The following is a 9,259-nucleotide window of genomic DNA, read 5'->3' on the forward strand; positions in this document are numbered from 1 at the left end:
CAGGAGAGTGAAGTCATGAATGCGAACCCGATCGACCCGGCGCTGGACCGCATGTCGGTGGCACCGGGCCCAGACGAAGAAACCGTGCGTACGACGGCCCAGTCCGCGGACGCAGGCACCGACGAATCGATTGCCGAGCGGCTCTACCGCAACCCGGAGAGCAAGGAAGCGCGGCTCGACCGCGGGCTCGACGAGTCGATGGATGCGTCGGACCCGCCGGCATCCACCCAGCCGGTGCACAGTCACAGCCATAGCGATCTGCCCGAAAGCTCGGGCTATGATCCGAAGGCCGAGGCCAAGCTGGCCAAGGCCGGCGAAGACAAGGGCGTGATCGGCAATATCCTGTCGAAGATCGGCCTCGGCTAAGCCCAGGCAATGGCGGCCTCGCCCGCGTCGGGATGGCGCGCCAACATCGTCATCTACGCGGCGTTGGCCGCCAATCTCGGAATCGCGGTCGCCAAGTTCGTGGCGGCCGCGATTACCGGTTCCTCCTCGATGCTTACCGAGGGGGTGCACAGCCTGGTCGATACGGGCAATCAGGGCCTGCTGCTCTACGGGCAATATCGGGCAAAGCGCCCGCCTGATCGCGATCATCCCTTCGGCTATGGCCGCGAACTCTATTTCTGGGCGTTCGTCGTCGCGATCCTGATCTTCGGGCTGGGCGCCGGCGTCTCCATCTATGAGGGCTGGCTGCACATCCGGTCGCCCGAACCCCTGCGCGACCCGCTGCCCAACTACGTCGTACTCGTCATCGCCTTCGCGCTCGAAGGCACCAGCTGGTGGATCGCGATGCGCGAATTCGCCGCCAGCAAGGGCGATTGCGGCTGGTGGAAGGCGATCAAGGAATCGAAGGATCCCTCGGGTTTCATCGTGCTGTTCGAGGATACGGCGGCGCTCGCCGGGCTGATCGTCGCCGGCATCGGCATATGGGCGAGCCATCACTGGGGCGATCCGCGGATCGACGGCTGGGCGTCGATCGTGATCGGCGTGATCCTGGCGGCGGTTGCGGGCCTGCTCGCACGCGAATCCAAGGGGCTGCTGATCGGCGAGCGCGCGAACCTGGACATGGTCGCGCGGATCCGGGCGCTGCTCGAGGCCGAGCCGTGCATCACCCATGTGAACCATGTGCGCACGATCCACACCGCGCCCGACCGCATCTTCGTGGCGATCAGCGCCGACTTTGCCGACACGCTGCCGATGGGCGAGGCGGAGACGTTGATCGAGCGGATCGAGCACCGGCTGAAGGCGCAGGAGCCTAAATTGAGTTCGATCTATATCCGGCCCGAGAAGCGCGAGGATGCAGTGGACGCCGTGGCGATGGGGTGAGCTTGCCCCGGGGAGAGGATCGGGCCCGGGCAATCTCGCACGGCCGGTGCCATCGCGCTATCGCCGGTCTCGTCGCCGTGCTAAAGCTCGGGCATCGCGAGCAGTTCCGACATGTAGGCGCCCGCGGCTGAGAGACTTGTGCGCTCCCGCTTACGAAATGCGGAGGCACATCATGGATCTCAATTATCTCTTATATCGCCATCAGGTTTCGCTGGTACGCGCCCGCGACGCCGCGTCATCGGAAGCACGCTGCGCGCATCAGGGACTGGTGCGGGGCTATGCGCGTCGGATCGCCGAACTGCGTGACGCGCTGGATGCGCCGCTGCCCATGGTGGCGAGCCTATGAGCGAGGCGAGCGTACCGGCGTCGACGCCCGAAGAACGGCCGCAGACCCGGCCGTTCCGCAGGCAGTTCACTGCGGCGCGGCTTGATCCGCAGTCTGCCGAGCGCCAGGGCCGCGCGGCGCGCATCGCGTTCGAGGCGCTGGGCCGCGAGGAGGCGACGCTGTTCCTCAACGGCCATGACGCGGCGCTGGGCGGGCGGCCGCTCGACCTGGCTGTCGCCAGCGCCGAGGGGCTCGCCGCGGTGGAGCAGGCGATCGCGGCGCGAAAGGCGGCTCCATGCTGAGTGGCACGGTGTTCTTCTACCACACCGCCGGTGGCTTCGGCGTGATCCAGCCGGACAGGGGCGGCGACGACGCCTTTGTCCATGCCAGCGCGCTCGCCGCTTCAGGGCTGGACCGGCTCGAATCGCGCCAGCGCGTTACCTATGCGCTGCGCACCGACAGCCGGGGCCAGACCTGCGCCCATGACCTGAAGCTCTGCGATTGACCGGACGTGACCGCGCCGAGCTGGCGCGGGCCCATGCCACCCTGCAGCGCGGCGCCGATTTCCTGGCGCAGGGGCTGGCGCGCGAGGGGCCGCCGCGTGCGATCGAGGGACGGTATCGTGCCCGGGTGCTCGGCAACGGGCTGCGCGAGCTCGATCGTTTCCTGAGTCTGCTGATCGATGCGCTGGCCGGCGCCCGCGGTATCGCAATGCCCGCGGGCGAGCGCGCCACCGCCAGCAAGCTCGCCTCGTTGCGCGCGATGACCGGTGCTCCGCATGGCGACCACGCCCGATTGATCGCGTTGGCGCGCAGCCGCGACTGCCTGTTCCACTGCGAGGGGCTGGTGCGCCGGGGGGATCGGCGGGGCGACATCAGCATGACGGTCGGCTGGCCGATGCGGGACGGCGTGGCGCTGCCCCGCGTCGCGATCGGCGAGCGGCTGAGCATGTCGGGCGCCGAGCTCGACGAGATATGCGGCTATTACCGGGCGATCGCCGCGCAGCTGTTCAGCGAGACGGGGCTGCCTGTGCCGCTATCCACTCCCGGAACGCCGCCATTGCCGGGCTTGGCGTGCGCGACTGGAGCCAGGTGAGCCAGTAGCGGCCGGTGCTGACTTCGAGGTCGAAGGGGCGAACGACGCGGCCTTCCTCGAGGTGGCGGGCGAGCATCGCCGGTGGGGCGAGCGCGACGCCAATGCCCTGTACCGCCGCCTCGGCCATCGCCAGCGAGCTGTCGAACACCGGGCCGCGCAAAGGGACCGGCGCGATGCCGGCCTCGGCCAGCCAGCGCGGCCATTCATCGGCGCGATAGGAGCGGAGCAGCGGCAGCGCGAGCAGGTCGGCGGGGGTTGAGAGCTTCTCTGCCAGGGCCGGCGTGCACAGCGGGGTGAGCGGGGTCTCGATCAGCGGCACCGCTTCCGTGCCGTGCCAGGCGCCGGCGCCGAAGCGGATCGCATAGTCGAGCCCTTCGCCGGCGAGATCGACGCGGTTGTTGTTGGTGAACAGGCGCAGGTCGATCCGCGGGTGCGCGGCGTGGAAGGCCGGCAGGCGCGGCAGCAGCCAGCCGGTGGCGAAGGTGCCGACCGCGGCGACCGAGAGGAGCTGGGCCGCCGTGCCGCTGGTGATGCCTTCGACCAGCTCGGCGATGCGATCGAAGCTGTCGCCGAGCGCGGGGAGCAGGGCGAGGCCTTCGTCGGTGAGCGCCAGGCCGCGCGGCAGGCGGCGGAAGAGCTGGGCGCCGAGCCGCTCCTCCAGCCCCTTCACCTGGTGGCTGATCGCCGCCTGGGTGACGCAGAGCTCGATCGCGGCGCGGGTGAAGCTGAGGTGGCGGGCCGAGGCTTCGAAGGCGCGCAGGGCATTGAGGGGGAGGTGGGGGCGGACCATGCAGGCCGGAGAATAAGTTTATCTCATGCATGGCGCCAGATGGGGACGAGCGGATAAGGCGGGGCGATGCTTGCCGCTGCGCTTCTCTGGCTCGTCGCCATCAATCTCTGGACCCTGTTGCGCTTCTGGCAGGACAAAAGGCGCGCGATCGCCGGCGGACGGCGTATTCCCGAACGTGACCTGCTCGGCCTGGCGCTGCTCGGCGGATCGCCGGGCGCTTTCGCCGCGCGTCGGCTGTTCCGCCACAAGACGCGCAAGCAGCCTTTCTCGCTCTACCTGGTGCTGATCGTCCTGGTCCAGATGAGTGCCGCGATCGGCCTGCTCATGCTCGCTGTGCGCGCCTGAGCGGATCGCAGCTGACCGCAATGCGTTGATCGAGCAGGTCAATTGAGGGGATGGCATGCTGGCGGAGCTTCTCGCGGCACATGAGGCATTGCTCGCCGGAATCCAGGAACTGGAGGACGCGACGCATGCGGCCGCGCCCGATGCGAGCGCGCTGGCCGCGATCCGCTGGCGGCTGAGCCGGGCGAGCAGCCGGCGCCGGCGGCTCGTCGATGAGGCCAGCGCGCGGCTGCGCGAGGGCAACGCGCCGGAGGTGGTGGCGGAGATCGAACGGCTGCGCGAGAACAGCGCCGAGATGCTCTCCAGCAGCAGCCGGCATGTCGGCGGGTGGACGATCGACCGCGTCGTCGCCGACTGGGATGGCTATCGGGCGGCATCGACGGCCATGCGCGCTTCGATGCGCAGACGCATCGAGCGCGAGAAGGCGATCCTCTATCCGCTGCTGGAAGCGATGCGCTGAACGCGGCGGGGTTTACCTGCCGCTAATATACCTATAGGGGGTATAGGTATGGCGCATCTTTCCCATGACAACAGCGTGTTGCTCGCGCGCGTGCGGCGCATCGGCGGGCAGGTCGGCGCCGTCGAGCGGGCGCTGCAGGGCGAGGCCGGCTGCGCCGAGGTGTTGCAGCTCGTGGCGGCGGTGCGCGGCGCGGTGAACGGGCTGCTCGACGAGATCATCGCCGACCATCTCGAGGCGCATGTCGCCGCACCCGGGCTCAGCGATGCCGAGCGCGCACAGGGCGCGGAAGAGCTGCTGGCGGTGATCCGCCGCTATTCGAAATAGGATTTTCCATGGCTACGCTTCCCGAGATCGACGCGCTGGCGCACGAGCATGTGTTCCTGGGCGCCGCGCATGACGAGAATGCCCGGCGCACGTTGTGGGTGGTGGCGCTGACCGCGGTGATGATGGTTGGCGAGATCGTCGCCGGCTACTGGACCGGATCGATGGCGCTGCTCGCCGACGGTTTCCACATGGCGACGCATGCCGGGGCACTGGCGGTGGCCGCAATTGCTTACAGCTATGCGAAGAAACATGCGCGCAGCGCCGCCTACAGCTTCGGCACGGGCAAGGTCGGTGACCTGGCCGGCTTCGCCTCGGCGATGGTGCTGGGGCTGATCGCACTGGGGATCGGCGTGGAATCGGTGCTGCGGCTGTTCGAGCCGATCACCGTGGCCTTCGGCGAAGCGACGATCGTCGCGGTGCTGGGGCTGGCGGTGAACCTGGTCAGCGCGCTGCTGCTCTCGGGCGGGCATCACCATCACCACGGGCATGATCATCACCACCACGATCATGGGCATCATCACCATCACGGCCACGACAACAACCTCCGCTCGGCGTACGTCCATGTACTGGCCGATGCGCTGACGTCGGTGCTGGCGATCGCGGCGCTGCTCGCCGGGCGCTATCTGGGCTGGGCGTGGATGGATCCGGCGATGGGGATCGTCGGCGCGGTGGTCATCGCGCGCTGGTCCTGGACCTTGATGCGCGATACCGCCGCCGTGCTGCTCGATCGGACCGACGACCATGTCGCCGGGGAAGTGCGCGAGCTGCTTGCCGCGGGCGGGGTGCGGATCACCGACCTGCACGTGTGGCGGGTCGGGCCCGAGGCGCGGGCGGCGATCGTCAGCGTGGTGGGGGCGGATGCTGATACCGTCCGCGCGCGGCTGGCGCCGGTGCACGAACTGGCGCACCTGACCGTGGAGTGCCGCTGAGCCCGGCTCAGGACGTGGTGGACAGCTTCATCAATACGAGGCCGGAGACGATCAGCGCGGCGGCGCCGAGCCGCATCAGGCTGACCTGCTCGCCGAGCACCACGATCCCCACCGCGAAGGCGCCGACCGCGCCGATGCCGGTCCACACCGTATAGGCGGTGCCGAGCGGCAGGGCGCGCATCGACAGCGATAGCAGGCCGAAGCTGGCGCCCATGGTGACGAGCGTGACGATCGAGGGGATGAGCTTCGTGAAGCCTTCGGACTGCTTCATGAAGAAGGCCCAGACGACTTCGAGCAGACCGGCAATAACGAGAATGAACCAAACCACGGCAGCCTCCTGAAAAGGACTGCCGGGCCGTCCCGGTCTTGAACCTCCGCATGGGAGACGGGAACGTGGTCGCCGCGCCGGTCATCTAGGGCGGCGCGGCGACCGGATCAAGACGGTCAGTCGATGGCTTCGATGCCCTGCGCCTTCAGCCGCGCCAGCGCGTCCTTCATGTGCTGCAATTGCTCCGGCGAATGGCCCTGCCATTGCTCGACCTCGCCGGTGACGCGCAGCGGTTCGTGCGAACGGTAGGAAAGCGTGGGATTGCCCGGAAATTTCTTGTCGGTGAGGTTGGGATCGTCGACGAAGTCGCCGGTCGGCTCGACCATGTAGATGCGCTCGCGACCCTCGCCCTGCGCCAGCTCGGCGCCCCAGATCGCGGCTTCGAGCGTGCCGGCGAAATAAACCCAGGGATTGGCTTTGCGCGCGCCATAGTTCGAGGCGTATCCGGCGGCGATCAGGTCGCCGGGGTGAAGGTCCGCGCGGGTGCCGTGATAGTAGATCATGTGCCGTTGCTCCTCGTCTGCGAATCGAGGGCAGCTACATGCAACAGGTACCCCGGCTTGCCGCAATCCCGGTTCCGGGTTAGACAATGATAGTGGGAAGAGGCCGCGAAGACTCGCCGGCGCCCCGCGTCCGGAACCGCTGTTCCGAAGCCCGTTCCCCGGCCAAGGCCGGGGCACAGGATTTCTCTGCCGCGTCGCTTGTCTTCCTGGCCCCCGGCTTTCGCCGGGGAGCAGGTTGTTCTCGCGAGCCGTCGCCTACTTCTTCAGGATATCCAGCGCCGCCGACGTCATCGCCTCGGTCGCGGTGCCGACCACGGCTTCGGCATCGGGCGCCCAGAAGGGGCTGTGGAGCGAGGGGAGGGGCTTCTTGCCATTGTCCGATGCGGCCCATTTATCCGTCGGCACGCCGCCGACCCAGAAGATCAGGCTCTGGATCGAATTGTCGGCCAGCCAGTAGCGGCTGAAATCCTCGCCGCCCATCACGGCCTTGGTCTCGACCACCCGGTCCTTGCCGAAGCGCGCGGTCCACAGCGCCTGCATCCGGCCGGTGATCGGCTGGGTGTTGAAAGTGGCGGGCGTGAAATTGTCGCGGACCTTCACGTCGGGCAGGCGGTCGTCGGGCACGCCCGCCGCGATCGCCTCGCCCTTCGCGATGCGGGCGATGCCGTCGAGCAACAGCTTGCGCACCTCCGGCTTGAAGCTGCGCACGGTGAGCAGCATCGTCACTTCGCTGCTGATGATGTTGTGGGTGGAGCCACCCTTGATCATCCCGACAGTGACTACCGCGGCTTCCTGCGGATCGACTTCACGGCTGACCAGGGTCTGCAGCGACGTGACGATGCGCGCGGCGAGGACGATCGGGTCCTTGGTCGTCTGCGGATAGGCACCGTGCCCGCCGACGCCCTTCACGATGACGTCGACCGAGTCCACGTTCGCCAGCGCATAGCCGGCGGTGATGCCGATCTGGCCGGCGGGCTGGCCGGCGCTGTCGTGGAAGGCGAGGGCATATTGCGGCTTGGGGAAGCGGGTGAACAGCCCGTCGTCGAGCATCGCCTTGGCACCCATGCCGCGCTCCTCGGCCGGCTGGGCGATCATGATGACGGTGCCGTGCCATTTGGACTTCATCGCGGCGAGGTTGCGCAGCGTGCCGATCCAGCTCGCCATATGCGTGTCATGCCCGCACGCGTGCATCACCCCGGTCTCGATGCCTTCATCGCTGGTGGTGCGCACCTTGGAAGCGAAGGCGAGGCCGGTCTGCTCGGTGACCGGCAGGCCGTCCATGTCGGCGCGGATCAGCACGACCGGGCCGGGGCCGTTCTCGAGCACCGCGACCACGCCGGTGCCGCCGACCTTCTCGGTGACCTTGAACCCGGCCTTGCGCGCTTCTTCCGCCAGCTTGGCGGCGGTCTTCACTTCGTGGAGGCTGAGTTCGGGATTGGAATGGAAGTCGCGATAGAATTCCATGAGCTGGGGGAGCGCGGCTTGGGTCGCGTCGTGCACCGGATCGGCAAGAGCGGGCGTGGTGAAAGTCATCGCAGTTGCGAGAAGAAGCGACCGGAGCATATGGTTCCCCCTGATGGAGGCGCGAATGTCGCTTGGGTGCCGGAACCTGTCAAACCTCTCGCGCGCAGGAAGCTGATCGGTGGCGCGCTGCTGCTGGGGCTGGCGCGGCCTGCCTGGGCCGCCCAGGACTTCGCGATCGACTGGCAGGGCGGCGCGCAGACGCCCGAGGTCGCGGCTTCGCTTGCCGCGCAGATCGCGCTGGTGAAGGCGCTGCGAGTATCGGACGAAGCGCGCGATTTCTTCGCGGCGCAGGTTATCACGGTGGACCGCGAGGCGGGGACCAAGACGCGCGCCGGGCCGCGCGGGGTGTTCTTCGCCCGGGTGGTGCAGCCGGTGGAGAATCCGGTGCTGCTCCACGAGCTGATCCACCGCTGGCAGCTGCTCAAGATGCCGGGCGGCCAGCAGAATCCGGACGTGCAGCGCTTCTACCGCGAGGCGGTGGCGAGCGGGCGCTGGCCGGCACGGGCCTATATGCTGACCAACGCGTTCGAATTCTTCGCGATGACCGCCAGCGTGGTGCTGCACGGTGATGCCGCGCGGCCGCCCTTCCGGCGCGAGAATGTGCGGGCCAAGGCGCCCGAACTCTATGCGTTCATCGTGCGGGAGTTCGGGTTGCGGGCTACCTAGCCCGCCGGGACCAGCTCGATCACATCCAGCTTTGACTCGAAGCCCGGATAGGGAAGCACCAGCCGCCAGCGCTTCTCGCCGATGCGCTCGACATAGCCGATCATGTCGCGCTTGCGATCGACGCCGTAGCGCAGCGGCGCAGTCTCGTCGCCCAGCACCATCACGCCGATGAACATCGAGCGGGCATCGGTGTTGGGGTAGAGCAGCCCGTCCGGGCGCTGCTGGCCGTCGAGGCGGACGAAATGGATTTCCGGGCCCTGCACGGTGATCCGGCACTGGCCGGCGGGATAGGCGGCGTAATAGGGGGTGAGCGGCTGCTGCGAGCCGAGCTTGACGGTGCGGCAGCGATAGTCGCCGGCCGGGGGCATCGCGGTGCCGAGCGCCACGTCGGGATCGAAGAGCTGGGGATCCGCCGCGATCGCCGCGGGGTTCGCTGCCTTGGCCGGGGCGAGCGCATCGTCCCAGGCGCGGCGCCACTGGCGGATGCGATCGGCGTCCGCCGTGGTCATCACCTTGCGCCAGCTCCAGCCGGCGGGCGGGCGCGTGGCGGTGGCGTCGCGATAGACGCTGCACCCGGTGGTGAAGCCGATCGCGAGCAATGCCGCGGCGGCGGGGATCCCCTTCATGCCTCTTCCCTTCTTCAGGCG

General features: G+C 68.4%; 16 protein-coding genes. 11 read left to right on the forward strand and 5 right to left on the reverse strand.

The genetic code is table 11. From position 1 onward, the window contains the following. Positions 1 to 15 precede the first annotated feature (15 nt). The 6 genes from AC1RJ5_RS17575 to AC1RJ5_RS17600 all read left to right on the forward strand — a co-directional run bounded on the left by AC1RJ5_RS17575 (position 16) and on the right by AC1RJ5_RS17600 (position 2,746). Complete coding sequence (locus AC1RJ5_RS17575) at positions 16 to 366, forward strand: hypothetical protein (protein WP_184169145.1); 351 nt, start codon at positions 16 to 18, stop codon at positions 364 to 366. 9 nt (positions 367 to 375) lie between these two features. Continuing rightward, the gene (locus tag AC1RJ5_RS17580) at positions 376 to 1,326 is read left to right on the forward strand and encodes a cation diffusion facilitator family transporter (RefSeq protein ID WP_184169144.1); all 951 of its coding nucleotides are present in this window, start codon (positions 376 to 378) and stop codon (positions 1,324 to 1,326) included. 172 nt (positions 1,327 to 1,498) lie between these two features. Next, positions 1,499 to 1,672: a hypothetical protein gene (locus tag AC1RJ5_RS17585; protein ID WP_184169143.1), complete on the forward strand. Its 174-nt coding sequence runs from the start codon at positions 1,499 to 1,501 to the stop codon at positions 1,670 to 1,672. After that, positions 1,669 to 1,953 (forward strand): antitoxin Xre/MbcA/ParS toxin-binding domain-containing protein, encoded by a 285-nt coding sequence (locus tag AC1RJ5_RS17590; RefSeq protein ID WP_184169142.1) that lies wholly within the window; start codon positions 1,669 to 1,671, stop codon positions 1,951 to 1,953. The genes AC1RJ5_RS17585 and AC1RJ5_RS17590 overlap by 4 nt, the downstream gene beginning before the upstream one ends. Further along, on the forward strand, positions 1,947 to 2,156 hold the full coding sequence (locus AC1RJ5_RS17595) for a cold-shock protein (protein WP_184169141.1): 210 nt from the start codon (positions 1,947 to 1,949) through the stop codon (positions 2,154 to 2,156). Before AC1RJ5_RS17590 ends, AC1RJ5_RS17595 begins: the two co-directional genes overlap by 7 nt. After that, positions 2,153 to 2,746 carry a hypothetical protein gene (locus AC1RJ5_RS17600; RefSeq protein ID WP_184169140.1) on the forward strand — a complete coding sequence of 198 codons (594 nt, stop codon included), beginning with the start codon at positions 2,153 to 2,155 and terminating at the stop codon, positions 2,744 to 2,746. The genes AC1RJ5_RS17595 and AC1RJ5_RS17600 overlap by 4 nt, the downstream gene beginning before the upstream one ends. On the opposite strand, the gene AC1RJ5_RS17605 is transcribed toward AC1RJ5_RS17600, so the two are convergent. Next, entirely contained in the window at positions 2,661 to 3,536 is an 876-nt protein-coding gene (locus AC1RJ5_RS17605) for a LysR family transcriptional regulator (RefSeq protein WP_184169139.1), read from the reverse strand. The genes AC1RJ5_RS17600 and AC1RJ5_RS17605 overlap by 86 nt on opposite strands. 66 nt (positions 3,537 to 3,602) lie before the next feature. Here AC1RJ5_RS17605 and AC1RJ5_RS17610 point away from each other — a divergent pair, with 66 nt between their 5' ends. Genes AC1RJ5_RS17610 through dmeF form a run of 4 tightly spaced genes read left to right on the forward strand, consistent with a single transcriptional unit; the run spans position 3,603 to position 5,591 of the window. Beyond that, positions 3,603 to 3,881, forward strand: coding sequence for a DUF1294 domain-containing protein (locus AC1RJ5_RS17610; RefSeq protein ID WP_184169138.1), 279 nt, complete (start codon positions 3,603 to 3,605; stop codon positions 3,879 to 3,881). A 55-nt stretch (positions 3,882 to 3,936) separates the two neighbouring features. Further along, the gene (locus tag AC1RJ5_RS17615) at positions 3,937 to 4,338 is read left to right on the forward strand and encodes a hemerythrin domain-containing protein (RefSeq protein ID WP_269572832.1); all 402 of its coding nucleotides are present in this window, start codon (positions 3,937 to 3,939) and stop codon (positions 4,336 to 4,338) included. 48 nt (positions 4,339 to 4,386) lie between these two features. Continuing rightward, on the forward strand, positions 4,387 to 4,662 hold the full coding sequence (locus tag AC1RJ5_RS17620; protein WP_342250699.1) for a metal/formaldehyde-sensitive transcriptional repressor: 276 nt from the start codon (positions 4,387 to 4,389) through the stop codon (positions 4,660 to 4,662). 8 nt (positions 4,663 to 4,670) lie between these two features. Then, complete coding sequence (gene dmeF / locus AC1RJ5_RS17625) at positions 4,671 to 5,591, forward strand: CDF family Co(II)/Ni(II) efflux transporter DmeF (protein ID WP_269572830.1); 921 nt, start codon at positions 4,671 to 4,673, stop codon at positions 5,589 to 5,591. 7 nt (positions 5,592 to 5,598) lie between these two features. On the opposite strand, the gene AC1RJ5_RS17630 is transcribed toward dmeF, so the two are convergent. From AC1RJ5_RS17630 to AC1RJ5_RS17640, 3 genes are all read right to left on the reverse strand, one after another. Continuing rightward, a complete protein-coding gene (locus AC1RJ5_RS17630; protein WP_342250697.1) occupies positions 5,599 to 5,919 on the reverse strand; it encodes a DMT family transporter in 321 nt (106 codons plus the stop codon). 116 nt (positions 5,920 to 6,035) lie between these two features. Continuing rightward, entirely contained in the window at positions 6,036 to 6,422 is a 387-nt protein-coding gene (gene arr, locus AC1RJ5_RS17635; RefSeq protein ID WP_493114789.1) for an NAD(+)--rifampin ADP-ribosyltransferase, read from the reverse strand. Between the two features lie 255 nt (positions 6,423 to 6,677). Beyond that, positions 6,678 to 7,985 (reverse strand): amidohydrolase, encoded by a 1,308-nt coding sequence (locus tag AC1RJ5_RS17640; protein ID WP_493114791.1) that lies wholly within the window; start codon positions 7,983 to 7,985, stop codon positions 6,678 to 6,680. A gap of 36 nt (positions 7,986 to 8,021) precedes the next feature. On the opposite strand from AC1RJ5_RS17640, the gene AC1RJ5_RS17645 reads away from it, so the two are divergent. Beyond that, positions 8,022 to 8,612 carry a hypothetical protein gene (locus AC1RJ5_RS17645; protein WP_493114793.1) on the forward strand — a complete coding sequence of 197 codons (591 nt, stop codon included), beginning with the start codon at positions 8,022 to 8,024 and terminating at the stop codon, positions 8,610 to 8,612. Here the strand turns inward: AC1RJ5_RS17645 and AC1RJ5_RS17650 are convergent. Then, positions 8,609 to 9,238, reverse strand: a complete 630-nt coding sequence (locus tag AC1RJ5_RS17650; RefSeq protein ID WP_269572826.1) for a DUF4893 domain-containing protein — start codon at positions 9,236 to 9,238, stop codon at positions 8,609 to 8,611. The genes AC1RJ5_RS17645 and AC1RJ5_RS17650 overlap by 4 nt on opposite strands. Between the last annotated feature and the right edge of the window lie 21 nt (positions 9,239 to 9,259).

Source organism: Sphingomonas sp. GW822-FHT03G08 (genome assembly GCF_058801135.1).

What these genes read in the sequence shown, in the direction of transcription:
- AC1RJ5_RS17595 (WP_184169141.1), top strand. Translation starts at nt 1,947, where the DNA reads ATGCTGAGTGGCACGGTGTTCTTCTACCACACCGCCGGTGGCTTCGGC.
- AC1RJ5_RS17575 (WP_184169145.1), top strand. Translation starts at nt 16, where the DNA reads ATGAATGCGAACCCGATCGACCCGGCGCTGGACCGCATGTCGGTGGCA.
- AC1RJ5_RS17620 (WP_342250699.1), top strand. Translation starts at nt 4,387, where the DNA reads ATGGCGCATCTTTCCCATGACAACAGCGTGTTGCTCGCGCGCGTGCGG.
- AC1RJ5_RS17610 (WP_184169138.1), top strand. Translation starts at nt 3,603, where the DNA reads ATGCTTGCCGCTGCGCTTCTCTGGCTCGTCGCCATCAATCTCTGGACC.
- dmeF (WP_269572830.1), top strand. Translation starts at nt 4,671, where the DNA reads ATGGCTACGCTTCCCGAGATCGACGCGCTGGCGCACGAGCATGTGTTC.
- AC1RJ5_RS17585 (WP_184169143.1), top strand. Translation starts at nt 1,499, where the DNA reads ATGGATCTCAATTATCTCTTATATCGCCATCAGGTTTCGCTGGTACGC.
- arr (WP_493114789.1), bottom strand. Translation starts at nt 6,422, where the DNA reads ATGATCTACTATCACGGCACCCGCGCGGACCTTCACCCCGGCGACCTG.
- AC1RJ5_RS17615 (WP_269572832.1), top strand. Translation starts at nt 3,937, where the DNA reads ATGCTGGCGGAGCTTCTCGCGGCACATGAGGCATTGCTCGCCGGAATC.
- AC1RJ5_RS17590 (WP_184169142.1), top strand. Translation starts at nt 1,669, where the DNA reads ATGAGCGAGGCGAGCGTACCGGCGTCGACGCCCGAAGAACGGCCGCAG.
- AC1RJ5_RS17650 (WP_269572826.1), bottom strand. Translation starts at nt 9,238, where the DNA reads ATGAAGGGGATCCCCGCCGCCGCGGCATTGCTCGCGATCGGCTTCACC.
- AC1RJ5_RS17640 (WP_493114791.1), bottom strand. Translation starts at nt 7,985, where the DNA reads ATGCTCCGGTCGCTTCTTCTCGCAACTGCGATGACTTTCACCACGCCC.
- AC1RJ5_RS17605 (WP_184169139.1), bottom strand. Translation starts at nt 3,536, where the DNA reads ATGGTCCGCCCCCACCTCCCCCTCAATGCCCTGCGCGCCTTCGAAGCC.
- AC1RJ5_RS17580 (WP_184169144.1), top strand. Translation starts at nt 376, where the DNA reads ATGGCGGCCTCGCCCGCGTCGGGATGGCGCGCCAACATCGTCATCTAC.